At 61.7% G+C, this 18,366-nt stretch carries 18 protein-coding genes and 1 tRNA gene; 9 read left to right on the plus strand and 10 right to left on the minus strand.

The genetic code is table 11. The features are described from left to right. Positions 1 to 7: 7 nt before the first annotated feature. From L5849_RS07330 to L5849_RS07340, 3 genes are all read right to left on the minus strand, one after another. Positions 8 to 697: an aspartate/glutamate racemase family protein gene (locus L5849_RS07330; protein ID WP_236925016.1), complete on the minus strand. Its 690-nt coding sequence runs from the start codon at positions 695 to 697 to the stop codon at positions 8 to 10. An 86-nt stretch (positions 698 to 783) separates the two neighbouring features. Next, positions 784 to 2,055 carry an ATP-dependent Clp protease ATP-binding subunit ClpX gene (gene clpX, locus L5849_RS07335; RefSeq protein ID WP_115416090.1) on the minus strand — a complete coding sequence of 424 codons (1,272 nt, stop codon included), beginning with the start codon at positions 2,053 to 2,055 and terminating at the stop codon, positions 784 to 786. A 189-nt stretch (positions 2,056 to 2,244) separates the two neighbouring features. Continuing rightward, positions 2,245 to 2,940, minus strand: coding sequence for an ATP-dependent Clp protease proteolytic subunit (locus tag L5849_RS07340; protein ID WP_115416089.1), 696 nt, complete (start codon positions 2,938 to 2,940; stop codon positions 2,245 to 2,247). 314 nt (positions 2,941 to 3,254) lie between these two features. Between L5849_RS07340 and L5849_RS07345 the strand changes: the two genes are divergently transcribed. From L5849_RS07345 to L5849_RS07355, 3 genes are read left to right on the plus strand one after another with little or no spacing between them, the layout of a single operon-like run. Continuing rightward, the gene (locus tag L5849_RS07345; protein WP_236925017.1) at positions 3,255 to 5,303 is read left to right on the plus strand and encodes a TonB-dependent receptor plug domain-containing protein; all 2,049 of its coding nucleotides are present in this window, start codon (positions 3,255 to 3,257) and stop codon (positions 5,301 to 5,303) included. A gap of 44 nt (positions 5,304 to 5,347) precedes the next feature. After that, positions 5,348 to 6,916, plus strand: a complete 1,569-nt coding sequence (locus L5849_RS07350; RefSeq protein ID WP_236925018.1) for an amidase — start codon at positions 5,348 to 5,350, stop codon at positions 6,914 to 6,916. A gap of 6 nt (positions 6,917 to 6,922) precedes the next feature. Continuing rightward, a complete protein-coding gene (locus L5849_RS07355; protein ID WP_236925019.1) occupies positions 6,923 to 8,290 on the plus strand; it encodes a sodium:proton antiporter in 1,368 nt (455 codons plus the stop codon). 74 nt (positions 8,291 to 8,364) lie between these two features. Here the strand turns inward: L5849_RS07355 and tig are convergent, their stop codons facing one another. Further along, a complete protein-coding gene (gene tig, locus L5849_RS07360) occupies positions 8,365 to 9,882 on the minus strand; it encodes a trigger factor (protein ID WP_236925020.1) in 1,518 nt (505 codons plus the stop codon). A gap of 64 nt (positions 9,883 to 9,946) precedes the next feature. Then, positions 9,947 to 10,031 (minus strand) — tRNA-Leu (locus L5849_RS07365). Between the two features lie 150 nt (positions 10,032 to 10,181). Here L5849_RS07365 and L5849_RS07370 point away from each other — a divergent pair. Further along, entirely contained in the window at positions 10,182 to 10,466 is a 285-nt protein-coding gene (locus L5849_RS07370; RefSeq protein ID WP_115416084.1) for a DUF3297 family protein, read from the plus strand. Here the strand turns inward: L5849_RS07370 and L5849_RS07375 are convergent, their stop codons facing one another. Continuing rightward, positions 10,467 to 11,093, minus strand: coding sequence for a CHAP domain-containing protein (locus L5849_RS07375; protein ID WP_370459165.1), 627 nt, complete (start codon positions 11,091 to 11,093; stop codon positions 10,467 to 10,469). A 75-nt stretch (positions 11,094 to 11,168) separates the two neighbouring features. Here L5849_RS07375 and der point away from each other — a divergent pair, with 75 nt between their 5' ends. The 3 genes from der (at position 11,169) to L5849_RS07390 (ending at position 13,431) form a co-directional block, all read left to right on the plus strand. Continuing rightward, positions 11,169 to 12,602, plus strand: a complete 1,434-nt coding sequence (gene der, locus L5849_RS07380) for a ribosome biogenesis GTPase Der (protein WP_115416083.1) — start codon at positions 11,169 to 11,171, stop codon at positions 12,600 to 12,602. Continuing rightward, entirely contained in the window at positions 12,602 to 13,099 is a 498-nt protein-coding gene (locus L5849_RS07385) for a DUF2721 domain-containing protein (RefSeq protein WP_236925021.1), read from the plus strand. Before der ends, L5849_RS07385 begins: the two co-directional genes overlap by 1 nt. Positions 13,100 to 13,224: 125 nt before the next feature. After that, on the plus strand, positions 13,225 to 13,431 hold the full coding sequence (locus L5849_RS07390) for a hypothetical protein (protein WP_115416081.1): 207 nt from the start codon (positions 13,225 to 13,227) through the stop codon (positions 13,429 to 13,431). A gap of 6 nt (positions 13,432 to 13,437) precedes the next feature. On the opposite strand, the gene bfr is transcribed toward L5849_RS07390, so the two are convergent. The 4 genes from bfr to L5849_RS07410 all read right to left on the minus strand — a co-directional run bounded on the left by bfr (position 13,438) and on the right by L5849_RS07410 (position 16,877). Next, positions 13,438 to 13,929, minus strand: coding sequence for a bacterioferritin (gene bfr, locus L5849_RS07395; protein ID WP_115416080.1), 492 nt, complete (start codon positions 13,927 to 13,929; stop codon positions 13,438 to 13,440). Positions 13,930 to 14,053: 124 nt separating this feature from the next. Then, positions 14,054 to 14,242 (minus strand): bacterioferritin-associated ferredoxin, encoded by a 189-nt coding sequence (locus L5849_RS07400; RefSeq protein WP_115416079.1) that lies wholly within the window; start codon positions 14,240 to 14,242, stop codon positions 14,054 to 14,056. Between the two features lie 178 nt (positions 14,243 to 14,420). After that, entirely contained in the window at positions 14,421 to 15,710 is a 1,290-nt protein-coding gene (locus tag L5849_RS07405) for a DUF418 domain-containing protein (protein ID WP_174223726.1), read from the minus strand. Positions 15,711 to 15,770: 60 nt separating this feature from the next. Beyond that, entirely contained in the window at positions 15,771 to 16,877 is a 1,107-nt protein-coding gene (locus L5849_RS07410) for an SPOR domain-containing protein (protein WP_236925022.1), read from the minus strand. Positions 16,878 to 17,109: 232 nt separating this feature from the next. Between L5849_RS07410 and L5849_RS07415 the strand changes: the two genes are divergently transcribed. Then, entirely contained in the window at positions 17,110 to 17,826 is a 717-nt protein-coding gene (locus tag L5849_RS07415; protein WP_115417806.1) for a ParA family protein, read from the plus strand. Positions 17,827 to 17,850: 24 nt separating this feature from the next. Beyond that, positions 17,851 to 18,366: a hypothetical protein gene (locus tag L5849_RS07420; RefSeq protein ID WP_236925023.1), complete on the plus strand. Its 516-nt coding sequence runs from the start codon at positions 17,851 to 17,853 to the stop codon at positions 18,364 to 18,366.

Below are 18,366 nucleotides of genomic sequence, written 5' to 3' on the forward strand. Positions count from 1 at the left end.
GGTGCTCTTACGACAACACGAAATCGACCGCCGCAGCGGCGTGAAGCGCAGTCGTATCGAAGGAGGGCAGCATACTGTCATCCGGTTCGACAAGCAGCATGATCTCCGTACAGGCCAAGGCGACACAGTCCGCTCCGTTCGCTGCCATGCGCGAGATGCTATCGATATATGTCGCGCGCGAGGAATCGTTGACCCGCCCCGCGCATAATTCCTCGAAAATGATCCGGTTGAGCTCGTCACGCTCCTCCACCGGCGGCGAGACCGTCTGGAGGCCGCGCGCCCGAAGACGTTCGTGATAAAATGGTTCGTTCATCGTGAAACGCGTGCCCAGCAAGCCGACGCTCGAATGTCCGGCCGAAATGACCGCATCGGCCAGCGGATCGGCGATATGAATCAGCGCCGCAGGCGATGCGTCGTCCACTGCCTGGGCCACCTTGTGCATGGTGTTGGTGCAAATGAGGACCGCTTCGGCCCCCGCCGCGTGGAGACCCTGCGCCGCCGCGGCCAAGCGATCTGCCAGCGCGCCCCACTCTCCAGCCGCCTGCATGGCCGCGATCTCCGCGAAATCGAAGCTGTGAAGCAGCAGGGGTGCGGATGCGATGCCGCCGCGAGCGGCGCGCACGCCTTGATTGATAAGGCGATAGTAGTGAAGCGAGCTTTCCCAGCTCATTCCGCCGATCAGGCCGATGGTTTTCATGCCCCGACCCTATAAGGAAAAACGCGCCACAGGACCATCATCCCGCAGCGCGTCACCCCTATTTCACAGCGAATTCGACTTGGCGATCAGGCCGCTTCTTCCTTGTCCTGTTCCTTCTTGCCGCCGTGCACCTGAATGGGCTCCTTCTTGCCCTCGACGACATCCTTGTCGATCACGATTTCGGACACGCCATCCATGTCGGGAAGATCGAACATGGTATCGAGCAGGATCGCCTCGACGATCGAACGCAGGCCGCGAGCACCGGTCTTGCGCTTGATCGCCCGCTCGGCAATGGCGCGCAATGCCTCGTCGGTGAAGGTAAGCTCGACATCCTCGAGCTCGAACAGCTTGTGATACTGTTTGACGATGGCGTTCTTCGGCTCCTGCAGAATCGTCACCAGCGCATCCACATCGAGATCGTGCAGAGTGGCAATGACCGGCAGACGGCCGACGAATTCGGGGATCAGACCGAATTTGAGCAGGTCTTCCGGCTCGCTCTTTTCCAGCAATTCGCCGATGCGGCGCTTGTCAGGATCGGCAACATGCGCTCCAAAACCGATCGAACGCTTCTGCAGACGGTCGGCAATGATCTTGTCGAGACCGGCAAAAGCGCCGCCGCAGATGAACAGGATGTTCGTGGTGTCGACCTGAAGGAATTCCTGCTGCGGATGCTTGCGGCCGCCCTGTGGCGGTACGCTGGCGGTGGTGCCTTCCATCAGTTTGAGCAGCGCTTGCTGTACGCCCTCGCCCGAAACATCGCGCGTGATCGAAGGGTTTTCCGCCTTGCGCGTGATCTTGTCGATCTCGTCGATATAGACGATGCCGTGCTGCGCCTTCTCGACATTGTAGTCGCTGGCCTGAAGCAGCTTGAGGATGATGTTCTCGACATCCTCGCCCACGTAACCGGCTTCGGTCAGCGTGGTGGCGTCGGCCATGGTGAAGGGAACATCGAAGGTGCGCGCCAGCGTCTGCGCCAGCAGCGTCTTCCCGGAACCGGTTGGGCCGACCAGCAGGATGTTCGATTTCGCAAGTTCGACATCGCCAGCCTTCGCGCCGTGCTTCAGGCGTTTGTAGTGGTTGTGCACTGCAACGGAAAGAACGCGCTTGGCGCGATCCTGCCCGATCACGTAATCCGCCAGCGTGGCGCAGATTTCGGCAGGTGTGGGAACGTCCCCTTCTTTCTTGCCGACCAGTCCCGCCTTGGTTTCCTCGCGGATGATATCATTGCACAGTTCGACGCATTCATCGCAGATGAACACGGTCGGACCCGCGATGAGCTTCCTCACCTCGTGCTGCGACTTGCCGCAAAAGCTGCAATATAGGGTCGATTTGCTGTCGGTACCGCTCAACTTGGTCATATCCTAAACGTCTTCCCCGCGTGCCCGTCGGAAGAATCCCGACTGTAGGGTACGCAGGTCATGGGTCAATATCCTAGGTAGCGCGCACCCCTTGCCGCAAGCTGAAGCGGCAAGGTTGCTCAATTCCTACGACATTCTTGCAACAGTCCCGTACGGGAACAGATGTCATGCGCGCATACAGGGCGCGGATTACTCGGGCGCGCCGCCCGAACCGTCGGCGCTGGCACCCTCGTTTTCGGGGCGGGTTTCGAAAACCTTGTCGACGATGCCGAACTTCATGGCCTCGTCCGCCTCGAGGAAGGTGTCTCGGTCCATCGCCTTCTCGATCTCATCCAGGCTCTGCCCGGTATATTTGACATAGAGGTCGTTCATCCGCTTTTTGATGCGCAGGATTTCCCGGGCCTGGATCTCGATATCCGACGCCATGCCGCGCGCGCCGCCCGAAGGCTGGTGAACCATGATACGGGCGTTGGGCAGCGCGATCCGCATACCGGGTTCTCCCGCGGCGAGGAGGAAGCTGCCCATGCTGGCGGCCTGCCCCATGCATACGGTCGAAACCCTTGGCTTGATGTATTGCATTGTGTCGTGGATCGCCATGCCCGCCGTCACCACGCCGCCGGGCGAGTTGATATACATGCTGATCGGCTTGGACGGATTTTCGCTTTCAAGGAACAATAGCTGCGCGGTGATGAGCGAGGCCATGCCGTCCTCGACCTGGCCCGTGACGAACACGATGCGTTCGCGCAACAGGCGGCTGAAGATGTCGAAGCTGCGCTCGCCACGGCTGGTCTGTTCCACGACGACGGGCACGAGCGCGCCGGTGGCTGGGTCGGTGGTGAACTGGCCCTGGGCGCCGTGGGCGTCGCTGCCGAACAGGTCGATCATGAATAGTCCTCTTGTCGGGTCAATTGGCCGCCTATGTCGCCATGCCCCGCAAGATGTTCAAGAGGCTTTACCCATGAAAGCGGCGGATATGTAGCGCACGGCGCCGATCGAGTGGTCTCGGCAAGCTGTTCGGCGGTGTTCGGGCAACCGATCCAGCAGGTAAATCCGTTTGTCGGATGACAAATGTCATCGGTCGAGGCGGAATTGGTGTGGACGCCTACAGGTGTAGACACGGCAGGAGGGAAACGAGGGACGACCGCTATTTCATGACTTTACGCCCGCTTCTATGCTCGACAGCGACGTTGACGCTTGCCATGTCTGTCAATGCTGCAGCGCATGCGCAGGATACGGATGCGCTCGATGTGGCAGCACCCGTCGCACCGGCCCCTACGCCCGGCGCGCAGGCTTTCGACCCCGACTATTTCATCCAATTCGCCCCGCGCAATGCGCTCGACATGGTTGAACGCATTCCCGGCTTCACCATCAGTGGTGGCAACAATCAGGGCCAAAGGGGGCTCGGACAGGCGACGCAGAACGTCATCGTCAACGGCGATCGCTTGTCGAGCAAGTCGGAAAGCGTACACGATCAGCTACGACGTATTCCGGCTTCCGACGTGCTTCGGATCGAAATCGTCGATGGAAATGCGACAGGGATTCCCGGCCTCACCGGGCAGGTCGCGAACGTTGTTTACACCAGCAGCGGCGCGTCCGGACAGTTCCGCTGGACCACCGGCTTTCGCCCGCACAATACCGAAGCGCAGCTATTGCGCGGCGAGGCTTCGCTGAGTGGAAGCAGCGGCGCGCTCGACTACACAGTCTCGCTGACCAACGACAATGATCGCTTCGGCGCCGACGGGCCGATCATCATCTCGGATGCTACCGGGGACCTGATCGAAAGACAGGACACCAAGTTTTCGGGCAAGTTCGACAACCCTAAGCTGGCCACGATCTTCGCCTATGATTTCGGAAGCGGTGTGGTTGCGAACCTCAATCTCAGCTACCGCGAGGATTATTTCAAAAGGCGCGAAAGCGAAATCGCAACGCCGGTAAGCGGGCCGATTCGCACGCGCGATGCCCGCCGTGAGGAAGATGGCCCGGAATATGAAATCGGTGCCGATATCCAGTTCCCGGTCGGCCCGGGTACGCTCAAACTCATCGGGCTGGAACGCTATGAACGCGACAATTTCCAGTCCACGGTGGTCGATAGCTTTTCGGACGCTCGCCCTTCCACCGGCTTTCATTTCGAACAAGTGAATGGCGCTGGCGAGCGGATCGGTCGCTTCGAATATGGCTGGAAGCTGTGGAATGCCGATTGGCAATTATCCGGTGAAGCGGCCTTCAACCGGCTCGACCGGGCCTCGAAACTGTTCGAACTGTCTCCCGGCGGAGAATTCGTCCAACTTGCCTTCCCGCAAGGCACTGGCGGAGTAACCGAGGACCGCTACGAAACCAGTCTGAGCCTGTCCCGCACATTGTCCGAAACGCTTTCGCTCCAACTGATCGGCGCGATGGAGTTTTCCAAAATCGAGCAGACCGGCGCCGCTGCCAATTCGCGCAGCTTCAAGCGGCCCAAGGGATCTTTTGCCGCCACCTGGAAGCCGACTAACGATTTCGACGTCTCGGTCACAATCGCCCGACGTGTCAGTCAGCTATCCTTCGGCGATTTTCTCGCCAGCGTGAACCTCAACAACGACAACGCAAATGGCGGCAATAACGAGCTCGTCCCCTATCAGAGCTGGAACGTCGAAATCGAGGCGAACAAGACGCTTGGCCCATGGGGATCGATCCAATTGCAGGCGCGCCAGGCTTGGTTCGAAGATTTCATCGACTGGTTTCCGCTGCCTGGCGGCGGGGAGGCGCGCGGTAATATCGGCGACGCCGACCGTTTGCATCTGCAGGCCAATGCGACGATCAATTTCGACCCGGTCGGCTTCAAAGGCGCACGGCTCGACATCGAGGCGGTCAAACGCTGGATGAGCGTTACCGACCCCTTCACAGGGCTCGACCGCCCCTTCTCCTACGACCAGGAGGGTATGTTCGAGATCGACTTCCGGCACGATATACCTTCAACCGACTGGGCTTGGGGCGCCAACCTCGAGCACTACGATCAAGCACCCTATTCGCGCCGTTTTGAAGAAGGTCGCGATTGGGAAGGACCGGTTTGGGGCTCGCTGTATATCGAGCATAAGGACGTGCTCGGTCTCACGGTTCAAGCGCGCGCCAACAACTTGCTGGGCGCTCGCAACTTCTTCCGCCGAACGGTCTATGACGGGCCACGCCCGGACGGCGCCATATTGTTCAGGGAGTATCAGGATCGCCGCATCGGGCCGATCTTTCGGCTGACGATCAGTGGGGATTTCTAGCTAGCGCCTTTGCTTTCGGGTGGCCGGGTGGCAGAACCCTGCTCATGCGCACGATACTGCTCCTGGCCGCCTCGCTCTGTTCCCTCGCAGCTCCGCTTGCAGCCCAGGACACGGGGCGTCCCGTCGCAACGATCGAAATTCCGAAGATGGAACCGCCCGAAGGCCTGGAACCCGCAACCACCGCAGCGGAAGGGGCGGCTGTCGGTCAGGCCTACCGGATCGCGCGTTACGACAGCGGCCCCGATGGCCTGAACGCCGTCATCGCGCTCGCTCCCGATATCACGGCGCAGATTCGAAGCGCGCGCAGCCGACACACGGCGTTGAAAGGCCGCACCGTGCTGGTGAAGGACAACATCGAAACACGCGAGCTGCCGACCACTGCGGGCAGCCTCGCCCTGGCCGAAAATTGGACCCGGCGCGACGCACCGCTGATCGCCAATCTTCGCCGGGCCGGCGGGGTGATGATGGGCAAAACCAACCTTTCCGAATGGGCGAATATACGGGACGGCAATTCGACCAGCGGATGGAGCGCCGTGGGCGGGTTGACCCGTAATCCGCATGCAATCGATCGCAACACCTGCGGTTCGTCCTCGGGCAGCGGAGCAGCAGTTGCTGCAGGGTTCGCTTGGGCCGCGATCGGGACGGAAACCGACGGCTCGATCACTTGCCCTGCCAGTGTCAACGGCGTGGTGGGGTTCAAGCCGACAGTCGGCATGGTCAGCAGGACGCATGTCGTTCCCATCAGCCACTCGCAGGACACGGCCGGGCCGATGACGCGTACCGTCTTCGATGCCGCCCTGCTGCTGGGCGCGATCGCGGGAAGCGATCCCGCCGATCCCGCGACGGCTGAGGCGGACGCGTATGTCGCCGATTTCACTGCGGGTCTGGCCGATGCCTCTCTCGAAGGCGTGCGCATCGGCGTGCTCGTCAACCAGATCGGCAATCGGCAGGACGTCCGCGAGGTGTTCGAAACCGCACTGGCCGACATGGAACGCGCCGGAGCCGAGCTGGTCGAAATCGAATATGAAGCGCCAGACGAGATGTTCGGGGCCGAATTCACCGTCCTGCTGTACGAGCTGCGCACCGGCATGGCAGCCTATCTCGCCTCAATCCCGGGCAAAAACATGCCTCGCGACCTCGCCGGTCTGATTGCCTTCAACGTCGAAAACGCACGCAGCGAATTGCGCTGGTTCGGCCAGTCGCTTTTCGAACAGGCTCTCGAAACCACCGACGAAGCCGCCTACGGCGAAGCAAGAGCCACATCATTGCGGCTGGCGGGCGAAGAGGGGATCGACCGGTTGATGCGCGAGCATAAGGTCGATGCGCTCGTCGCCCCGACCCGCGGTCCGGCGTGGACAAGCGACCTCGTCAATGGCGACAACTTCAATGGCAGCATCGGTGCCGGATCGCTCGCCGCAATCGCAGGCTATCCGCATCTCACGGTGCCAATGGGCGCGGTTGAACGTCTGCCGATCGGCATCAGCTTCATGGGCGGCGCCTGGCAGGATGCCTCTATCCTCGCAATCGGTGCTGCCTATGAACGGGGCCGAAGCGCCACGATACCCCAACCTTCCTTCGAGCGCTGGGAACCCGATTTGGCGCCCGTGGACTGACACCCCATGGAACTCGACCCGCGCATCTTGATGTTCGTCGTGTTCGGCGCGGGCCTGACCCTGGCCGTCACGCTGGAACGTTGGCTGGCGCGCTTCTGGCTCTCACTGCCAATCCTCTATGTCGCTGCCGGATATGTCATCTGGTCGCTGCCGCTGGGCCTGCCCCACTTCAACCCGACAGTAGATGGTTTCGATGCTCTCACGCTCGAATATGCGACGGAATTCATCGTTATCGCCTCGCTCATGGCGGCCGGAATTGCGATCGACCGCCCCGTGAGCTGGGCCAATTGGCGCCAGATCTGGCCACTACTCGTCATCGCCATGCCGCTGACGATCACAGCAGTAGCTTTGCTAGGGTGGTGGGCGCTGGGCCTGGCCCCGGCCAGCGCCATCCTGCTCGGCGCGGCGCTGGCTCCGACCGATCCGGTGCTCGCACGCAGTGTGCAGGTCGGCCCTCCTGGCGAAGACCAACGCCACGATGTGCGTTTCAGCCTGACAGTGGAAGCCGGACTGAATGATGGACTGGCCTTCCCCTTCACCTATCTCGCCATCGCCGCCGTGGGAATGACCGCGCTGGGAGGCTGGACGCTGGAATGGGCCGCGCTCGATCTCGGCTGGCGGATCGTGGCAGGCTGCCTTGTCGGTTGGCTCGTGGGCCGGATCGGCTCGTGGTACGTCTTCGAGCGAGAGGCCGACGCGCCGATGGAGGATATCGACGAGGCAAGCGAAGGCGCTGACCGCCCTGTATACTCGACCAGCGAAGGGCTGATCGTACTCGGTACGTTGCTACTGGCATACGGGCTGGCGGAACTGACCGAGGGTTATGGTTTTCTCGCGGTGTTCGTCGGTGCGGTAACGATGAGACAACGCGAGAATCGCAGCCGCTATCACAAGATCAGCCACCACTTCATCGACCAGATCGAACAGATCGTGCTGGTGGCCGTCCTGTTCGGGTTCGGCGCTATGCTCGCCAGCGATGTGCTCGAAGCGCTGACTTGGCCCGCTGCATTGGTAGGCATCGCACTGGTCTTCGTTATCCGGCCGCTCTCCGGATTGCTGGCGGAAATGAATTGCGACCTGCCGATGATCGGCAAGCTCGCCGTCGCATTCCTTGGCGTACGGGGCATGGGTTCGATCTATTATCTTGCCTATGGTCAGAACAGCGCCGACTTCGCGCAGATCGACCTGTTATGGGCAACGGTAAGCTTTGCCATCCTGCTGTCGATCGTGGTTCACGGCGTTTTTTCCGGACCCTTCATCCGGCATGTCGAGAATCGCCGCGCGCATATCCATACCGGGCAGGATAGCAGTATGGCATCCCTGTCGCCCGACGGTCCCGACCTCGAAATCGAAAAATCGGCAAAACCGGAATAAGGTCGCGCCATAAGAGAAGGGGCGGCGAACCGAAAGTCCGCCGCCCCTCGCAGATACGTGCAGCTCGCGGCCGCTTATTTCTTGGCAGCGGCCTTTTTGGCTGGAGCCTTCTTGGCAGCCGCCTTCTTGGCCAGTTCCTTATCGTCCGCCTTCTTCGCAGCAGGCTTGTCGTCGGCCTTCTTTGAAGCGGTCTTCTTTGCCGGAGCTTTCTTGGCCGGAGCTTTCTTGGCCGGAGCCTTCTTCTTGGGTGTTTCCTCGGTGGTTTCTTCCGCCTCGATTGCCGCTTCGAGCTCCTCGCGCGTCACTTCGCGGTCTGTGATTTCGGCCTTGTCGAAGAGGAAGTCGACAACCTTGTCTTCATAGAGCGGCGCGCGCAACTGGGCGGCGGCCATCGGCTCCTGCTGGACGTACTGAACGAACCGCTCGCGGTCTTCGGCGCGATATTGCTGGGCCGCCTGCTGGATGAGCATGTTCATCTCATTGGCGTTGACCTCGACCCCATTCTTCTGGCCGATTTCCGAGAGCAGCAGACCAAGGCGGACACGACGTTCGGCGATGTTGCGGTAATCGTCCTTCTCGTCTTCCATTTCCTTGAGCATGGCTTCGGCGTCGTCCGACTGTGCGGCTTCCTGCTGGAGCTGCGCCCAGATCTGCTCGAACTCGGCATCGACCATGCCCTGCGGCACGGCGAAGTCATGGCCTGCAGCCAGCGTGTCGAGAAGCTGGCGCTTCATCTGCGTGCGGGTGAGACCGGCAGTTTCCTGCTCAAGCTGACCGCGCAAAAGCTCCTTCAGCTTGTCGAGGTTTTCAAGGCCAAGATTCTTGGCGAACTCATCGTCGATCTTGGTGTCGGCCGGGACCTTCACCTGCTGGACGGTGACGTCGAACTCGGCTTCCTTGCCCTTGAGGTTTTCGGCCGGATAGTCTTCCGGGAAAGTGACCGTGATTGTCTTTTCATCACCGGTCTTCACACCCGTCAGCTGTTCCTCGAAGCCGGGAATGAACTGGCCCGAACCGATCACCAGCGGGGTGTTCTCGGCCTTGCCGCCTTCGAATTCGGTGCCATCGACGCGGCCGACGAAATCGATGATCAACTGATCGCCGTCGGCGGCCTTCTTGGTCTTCGCGGCGTCCTTGTAGTTCTTATTGTTCGACGCGATCCGCTCGACCGCTTCGTCGACCTGCTCGTCGGTCACCGGAACGGTCAGGCGCTCGAGCTTGAGGCCATCGGTTTCGGGAGCTTCGATCTCGGGGAGGACTTCGACCTCGACGCTGAGCGAAGCGTCCTTGCCTTCCTCATAGCCTTCCGCGAGCTCGACCTTGGGCTGCATGGCGGGACGCAGCTTGTTTTCCACCATCACCTTGTCGACCGATTCGCGAATCACGTCGTTAACCGTCTGCGCGTGCAACTGCTCGCCATGCATCTTGCGCACGAGGTTCGCCGGCACCTTGCCGGGGCGGAAACCCGGCATTTTCACCTGCGGAGCGATCTTCTTCACTTCGCTGTTGACGCGCTCGTCGATTTCCTTGGCCGGAATGGTGACGGTGTAGGCGCGCTTGAGGCCCTCGTTGGCGGTCTCTTTGATCTGCATGGGTTGAAACTCGTGACTTTCCAAAAGCGATAATGTGCGATGGGGCATCGCGCTGCGGCGGCACTGGTGCGGGCGAAGGGACTCGAACCCCCACATCTTTCGATACTGGTACCTAAAACCAGCGCGTCTACCAGTTCCGCCACGCCCGCTTACCCGAACGAAGCCGCGCGAACGGCGCAAACCTTCGCGTGTAGGCGCGTGCCTCTAGTAGAGAGCGGCGCAATGCGCAAGCGCGCTGGACGCACCTCTCGATCAATTGCTCTTGCCGGGCGCCACGGCGCCGATTAGGGCCGCGCGCCATGAGCGAAGAAACCAAGAGCCAGACCCCGCCCGATCGCCTTTCGGTCAACCCGCGAAGCGAGCATTTCGACGCCGAGGTGCTGCAACGCGGCGTCGGCATCCGGTTCAAGGGTAAGCAGCGCACCGATATCGAGGAATATTCGATTTCCGAAGGATGGGTGCGCGTTCAGGCCGGCAGAACCGTCGATCGCAAAGGCAATCCGCTGACTCTCAAGCTCAGCGGCCCTGTCGAGGCATGGTTCGAAGATTTGGGCGAGGAACCGCCCGTCGCAAAGGCCGACTGATTAGTCGGCGTAGGCGGCGAAAGCGCTGAGGAAGCGGCGCGAGGTTTCCTTGCGTGCGGGGGCCAAGGCCAATTGCCTGCGCGGCTGCTGTGCCGGGCGATTCGAATAGATGAAACCTTCGACCGGCCAGGCAGTCGTTCCGACCTTGCCGAGCGGCGCATACCAGACGCGAACTTGGCTCCAGTCATTCGCGGGCGAGACATCGACTGCCAGCACGTCCTTCTCGATCTGGCCACGACGACCGTTGATCGGCGACCAATTCGCATGGTCGAGCAGGATCCGGCGTGAATCGAGCACCTGGCTAACGGCGGCAACGTGGCCCAGCTGCATGCTGCGATGCGGGCGGAAAGCCATCACCGCACCGGGGCGCGGCGCAGTGCCGGTCGCATAGCGCCCCTGAGCCTGGTCCCACCAAGTGTACGCATCGCCATAAATCTGGATGCCGGAGACCTCGCGTGCATAGGGAACACACTGGAGATAAGCTTCCAGTTCGGTATCGCTGCGGGCGAAGCCGGCGTAATCTTCTGCGATGACCGGGCTGGCACAGACAAGCAGGGCTAAAGCGGCAAGGTTTTTCCTCATATCGGCAGGAATATGCCGGGCACCCTTGTCGCCTTCCTTCCGCATAGGGTTAACACGAGTTAACCGGACGGGCAGTGCCGCTTGCAATGCAGCGCGCAAAGCGCCACTTGCCGCGCCATCATGGTACCTTCCTCTACCAAACCCACGGTGATCATCATCGGCCGCCCCAATGTCGGCAAGTCGACGTTGTTCAACCGCCTTGTCGGCAAACGCCTTGCGCTCGTCGACGATCAGCCCGGTGTGACACGCGACCGCCGGTTTGGCGATGCGACGATCGCCGGGCTCGAATTCCAGGTGGTCGACACGGCCGGCTGGGAAGACGACGATCCCGAAAGCCTCCCCGGCCGGATGCGCAAGCAAACCGAAATCAGCCTCGAGGGGGCGGATGCGGCTCTCTTCGTCTTCGATTCCCGCGTAGGCCTGACTCCGCTCGACGAGGAAATCGCGCGCTGGCTACGCGAACAGGAAGTGCCCGTCGTGCTGGTCGCCAACAAGGCCGAAGGCAGCCAGGGCGATGCCGGCATCTACGAGAGCTTTTCCCTCGGCTTCGGCGAACCCGCCGCGATCAGTGCCGAACACGGCGAAGGCATTGCCGATTTGTTCGACCATCTCTGGCCCATCATCGGTGCCAAGGCGGAAGCCGCCGAGATCGAATCGCAGATCGATGAGGAAGACGAGGAAGCTTTATTGGCTGGCCCGCTGAAGCTGGCCATTGTCGGTCGTCCCAATGCCGGCAAGTCGACACTTATCAACCGGCTGCTGGGGGAGGATCGCCTGCTGACCGGCCCGGAAGCCGGCATCACCCGTGATTCAATCGCAATCGACTGGGAATGGCCCGATCCCAAGAGCGGCGAGACCCGAGAGATACGTCTGATCGATACCGCAGGCATGCGCAAGAGAGCACAAGTCACGGAAAAGCTCGAAAAACTCTCGGTCGCCGATGCGCGCCGAGCGGTCGATTTCGCCGAGGTTGTCGTTTTGCTGCTCGATGCAACCCGCGGGCTTGAATCTCAGGACCTCAAGATCGCCAACATGGTGCTCGAGGAAGGCCGCGCGCTGATGATCGCGATCAACAAATGGGACGTCGCCGAAGGCGCCAGCGCCCTGTTCAATGGCATTCGGGATGCGCTGAACGAAGGGCTGGCCCAGGTCCGCGGTGTGCCCCTCTTCGCGGTAAGCGCGAAAACCGGCAAGGGGCTCGACCAGATGATCGGCGCGGCCTTCGAATTGCGCGAAGCCTGGAGCCGCCGTGTGCCCACTGCCGCGCTCAACCGGTGGTTCGACGATGCTCTGGAAGCCAATCCGCCGCCAGCCCCAGGGGGTCGCCGCATAAAGCTGCGTTACATCACGCAGGCCAGCACCCGCCCGCCTCGATTCGTGGTCTTCGGTACGCGCCTCGATTCGCTACCGAAGAGCTATGAGCGCTATCTGGTGAACGGCATCCGCGCGAAACTCGGCTTCGAGGCAGTGCCGGTGCGCGTCGTCCTCAAGAGCCCCAAGAACCCCTATAACGCCAATAAGGGCGGCGGCGGCAATTACAGCGGGGAGCATTAGTGTTGCTGGATATCTTGACCGCCCTGCCCGGCAGCGACTTACTCGAGCGGACGAGCTCGACCCTGCGCGTGCAGCAAGTGGTTCAGCTCAGCCTTGCACCGGCCTTTCTGCTGGCCGCGATCGGCGCGGTGATGAACGTGATGACGAATCGCCTGATCTGGGTGGCCAACAAGATCGAACGGATTCTCGATGCAGGCGACGATGGCGATGTCGCGGCCCTGCGCCGGGAATTGCCCGCCCTCGAGCAGCGGCGGATCTATGCCCAGCGCGCGGTGATGTTCAGCACTGCGTCCGCGCTCGCCATCAGCATCGTCATCGTATTGTTGTTCGTCAGCGCATTCGTGGAGACTGCGCTTGGCTCGCTCGTGTCGGCTGTCTGGGTAATCTGCATGGGACTGCTGGTGGCCGGTCTCGGATCTTTCTGGATGGAAACGCGCACTGCGGCGCGGCGTAACCGCGAACGCATGCGCGAGCGGCGCAAAGCCGCGATGCCGTAACGTCCTGCCGCGCAGAACAAACCTGTAGCGGCCAGCCGAAGTCAATTCCGCGACGAGTAGCGCGATCGTGTCGGGCGGGGTTCATCTATCCATGCGATAAAGCCGCCTGAACAAGGAGGCGAAGGATGAACAAATTCCGCGTTTCAATTCACGACGGCGAAATGCCGGACGGCGCACCCGTCGCTCTGGAAGCACTCGATATCGCTACCGCTTTGACTATCGCCGATATCAATGTTGGCGCGGGCGATGCCGAAATCTGGGACGGCGGGCGCCGCCTTGCCCGACTTTCAAAGCATGGCGGCCACTATGCCACGTTCTGGCGTGTCACGTGAACGCGGTCAGCCGTCTTCACCTTCGCCTGCGGGTTTGCTGTTGAGCTGGACATAGTTTTCCAGCCCCATTCGGGCGATCATGTCGAATTGCGTCTCGAGGAAATCGACATGCTCTTCCTCGCTTTCGAGGATGCGCTCGAAGATCTCACGCGTGGTAAAGTCGCGTACTTCCTCGCAATAGGCGATCGCGTCCTTGAGCAAGGGGATCGCTTCCATTTCCACCGCAAGGTCGGCCTTGAGAATTTCCTCCACCGTTTCCCCGACCTTGAGCTTATGGATCGCCTGGAAGTTGGGAAGCCCGTTGAGGAACAGGATGCGCTCGGCCAGCACGTCGGCGTGCTTCATCTCGTCGATCGATTCGTGACGCTCATATTCGGCGAGCTTGGTCACGCCCCAATCGGCGAGCACACGGTAGTGGAGCCAATATTGGTTGATGGCGGTCAGTTCGTTGGTGAGCGCCTTGTTGAGGAACTCGATAACCTTTTGATCGCCTTTCACGGCCCCGTCTCCTTGCTGCTGAACAGGCCGCCCCTATGCGCCCTGAGGAGACGGCTTGGCAAGGTAGTATCGGTAAAAAGTGGCGGAATTCCGCCAGTTGCGAGCGATTTGCGTTAGCGAGAGATCAGGCTGCCGCGGGTATGAATCCGAATTCGCGCTCTTCCTGAAGGATATCATCGGCCTCGTCGAGGCACGAGCCGCAACAAGGGGCCTTGCCCAAGGCAGCGTAGCAGGCTTCCGCATCGCCCGAAACGTGACGCGCCGCACGGCGCAATTCGTTTTCGCGGATCGCATTACAGATGCAAACGTACACTCGAAAACTCCTGCGATTGATTCGCAAGAGCATATCTAGTGCGAGTCGTTCTCAATAGCAAGCGCCACTGCTACATGGCGGGCTGAATTGGGCGAAACGAACTAGCAAAAGGGATGGATATCCGGCTTGCGGCATCTCCCCGCTTCCTTCCTGCGAGAGACGGGAGGGACACTCGCCTTCACCGGCGCAAGGGGAAAAGCTTCCGGTAAGTCAGGCAGCGCCACACCCATTCGAGCGGACCGAACCGGAAGCGTTCGAGCCAGGGCTTGGACCACAGCAGCATCAACACCCATGTGAATAGCATCACGAGATACAGTTCACTGCGTCCGAGCGCTCCGAACAATCCCAAACCCCAGCCGTGAAACACAAGCAGCATGAGGATCGACGTACCGAGATAATTCGTGAAAGCGGCACGCCCGGCCGCCGAGACGCGTTCGGCCAGCCCGCCACTGACCGTCTGCCCCCACAGGGCCAGCAAAGCAACGAGACCGAGAATGATCAGCCCGCGCGGAAGCATCGAGAAGCCGGCCATTGCCGCCAGCGTGCCATAATACGTCAATCCGCCATTCTTGGCCCACAGCGCCACCGGCACGGTCAGGGCGGTCCCGACCACCAGCAGCGCCCAACCCCATTTGCGCTGACGTCCGGGATCGACCCCGCCATCGAACAGGCCGTAGCGATAAGCCGCCATGCCGATCAGCATTAGCGGAAGCGTTTCGAACCAGAACAGGAACAGATAAAACGGCAGATCGCCGGCATGATCGGAGATATTGTGCGAAACCCACGCACCATAACTGCCGCTTGAAATCAGCCGCGTCTCGAGTTCGCCATCCGCCAGATCGGCTTGCTTCTCCTCCTCCAGTTCCCGGGCCATTTCCGAATAGGCCGGATTTTGGCCGACTTCGGTATCCGCGACCGCGGGGAGAAAGCCCACGAATCCGCCGTAAAGCAGGCATCCGCCCAGATAGCCGAGCACGCCGAGCACGAGCTGCTTGCGGCGCGACAGTGCCACGAACAACAGGCCCGCAAGCCCTGCACAAGCGTAGAGAAAAAGAATGTCGCCGCGCCAGATGAAGAAATAGTGCAGCAGACCGATCACACCGAGCCAGAACAGTCGCTGGACTTGTAACCAGACCCCCTGCCCGCGCGCCCAGGCTTTTTCCAGGAACAGATACATTCCAGCGCCGAACAGCAGCGAGAACAGCCCGCGCATTTTCCCGTCGATCAGAATGAATTGCCCGACCCACATCCAGTCCTCCGCCTCGCTATGCGGGACGGTGAAAGCGTCGGGAAACATATAAGCCGGCATCGGCTGACCGAAGGCGACGATATTCGCCGCCAGAATACCCATGACGGCAAGCCCCCGGATGAAGTCCAGGCTTGCGATTCGCCGACTTGCCGATGCTGCGAGCGGTAAGGCCGGACCGGTTGCGCCGACCTCCGGTCCGGAAGTGTATGCCGTGCTCATGCGATCTCCTTGCGTATCGCCGCATTAGCACGGTCAACCACTTTGTGAAACGGATTGCGGTTATCGAGTAACCAGGCAGCCCTGACCGCTGCGCTTCAGCGAAGCACAGGCTGCGTTAGCCTCGGCCCGTGACGCATAACCACCTGCCAGAAGCCGGGTCAGGCGGCCGGATTTGATCAGCATGCGCTCACGCCCGGCTATTTCCGCGCGGCCCGATAGCTGGCTCCATAAGCGCTCGGCATTTCCAGGAACGCCGAAGGCGCCCAACTGGACTTTCCACGGCCCTTCGGACGTGGCGACGCGCGTGGCCGGTACTGGCTGCGGTTCGGCAGGCGCAGGCGCGCTCGACACTGCCACCGCTTCACGGGACAGCGCTTCCTCTTCCTGTCGCGCGATGACCGTCGGGCGCGACGCGGGCAAGGTATAGTCCGCCCCCGCCGTACCGGCGCCCGTGGCTTGGCGCCCCCCCTGCGGCGGTCCGGCGGGACGCGTGACCGGCGGCTGGCGGGGCGGCGTCACTGCCGACCCGCTCGGCGCGTCGGTTGCGAGGGCGAGATCGACCGCAGCCAGCTCACGCGCCCTTGCGGCATCGGCCTCGGCCTTGAGCGATGCGGCAAGCGGTTGAGCCGCCTGGCGATCCTCCAGCGGAATGTATTCGTCCATTTGCGCCAGGGCGCCGCGCGCCTGGGGCAGACCGGCGGAGTTCGCCAGGGTGAGAAGCGCATAGGCCCGGCGCCAGTCCTTCTTCACCAGATCGCCGTTGAAATGCGCAATGCCGAGAATGTACTGCGCACGCGGGTCGCCGCGCATCGCCGCCGCGGATATATAAGGCAGTGCCTCTTCGCGTGCACCGCGCTGGAACAATAGCAAGCCGTAATTGTCGGCGGCCTTGATATGCCCCTGCGCCGCGGCCTTGGCATAGAGCGCTTCGGCCTGTTCGGTGTCGATCTCGACCCCGCGCCCAAGACGATAGGCCTGTGCCATGTTGAACTGCGCATCGGGATCGCCCTGTGCCGCCGGCCCCGCCCATTCGCGCACGGCGGAAGCGAAATCGCCACGTGTCCACGCATCGACACCTGCCTTGACATCCGCCTGCGCGGGGCTGGATGCCAAGCCCGCAGCCAGCGCGGCCGCGACCTTCCAAGCTGCTTTCGAAAATCGTGGCATAAGCGGAACCCTTCCCTGCGGCGGCGCGCGCAAACGCGCGGTATCGGCAGCACCCTATAGTAAATCACCTGTTAGCAAAATGTTGCCAACAAATCATCGCCATCCGACCGGCTCTTCACACGGCCCGGTTAACCCAAAATTAGGGGTAGTCTGCGATTGCCAGGATGAAACCGCTGCGAAACCTTGCAGCACATTGGACTGGAAACAGGCGCAAACCCAGGGGGACCAAGTCTTGCGTGTACTGGCATTGGCATCGCAGAAGGGCGGATCGGGCAAAACCACGCTCTCGGGGCATCTGGCCGTCCAGGCGCAGCGCGCCGGAGCCGGACCCGTGGTTTTGATCGACATCGATCCACAAGGCTCGCTGGCCGACTGGTGGAACGAGCGCGAGGACGAGTATCCCGCTTTCGCCCAAACCACCGTTGCACGCCTTGCAAGCGATCTTGCGATCCTCCGCCAGCAGGGTTTCAAGCTGGCCGTACTCGACACGCCGCCAGCCATTACCATGGCCATTCAATCCGTCATCTCGGTGGCCGAACTGATCGTTGTGCCAACCCGCCCGAGCCCGCACGACCTCCGCGCCGTCGGGGCTACGGTCGATCTGTGCGAACGTGCCGGCAAACCGTTGGTTTTCGTCGTCAATGCCGCGACTCCCAAGGCCAAGATAACATCGGAAGCCGCCGTGGCGCTGTCGCAGCATGGCACGGTCGCGCCCATCACGCTGCATCACCGTACCGATTTCGCGGCCTCGATGATCGATGGCCGCACCGTCATGGAAGTGGATCCGGAAAGCCGCAGCGCCGCCGAAGTCACTGCCCTGTGGAAATATATCGCCGACCGTCTGGAGAAGAATTTTCGCCGCACGATCTTCGCCGCACCGCATGCGCAATCCGCACTGCCCGGTGTCCACCGTCCTGCCGGCGGCTTCGGCCGTCGCGTAGCCCAGTAAGCCCGGAAAGGCGGAGGCTGCCAGATGTCTGACGCCAATTTCGCTTCTCTTTCCTCGACCCTCTTGGCACGCAAGGGTGGCGCGAAGCCGGCCATGCGCCCGCAATCGGGCGTTCCCGGTCCCGTCGACGGCAAGGAAGCCGCCGCCAATCTGGAAGATCTGGGTTGGAACGACCTGGGGGAAGACGAGCAGGGCGCGAAGCAACCGGCTCCCGAGAAAGTCGTAGCCATCGCCCCGCAGGCCGCCAACGAAGCCCGCGCGCCCAATCAGGTCCGGGAGTCCCTAGACAAGATCCAGGCACAACTCGACAAGCAGCCCCGGGTCAGGCCGCCCATGCGGAAATCCGCCCTGGCGCAAGGCAAGCGCGCGGCCTTCACACTGAGGCTCGACCAGGAACGTCATCTCATGCTGCGCCTCGCCTGCACCGTACGCGGCCGCAGTGCGCAGCAATTGGTGACAGATGCGCTCGACGCATTGCTGGCCGAAATGCCGGAAATCGCAAGCCTCGCCGCCCAAGTCCAGCGCGGTGGAACCAAATGA

The sequence above is a fragment of the Erythrobacter sp. SN021 genome (assembly GCF_021864455.1).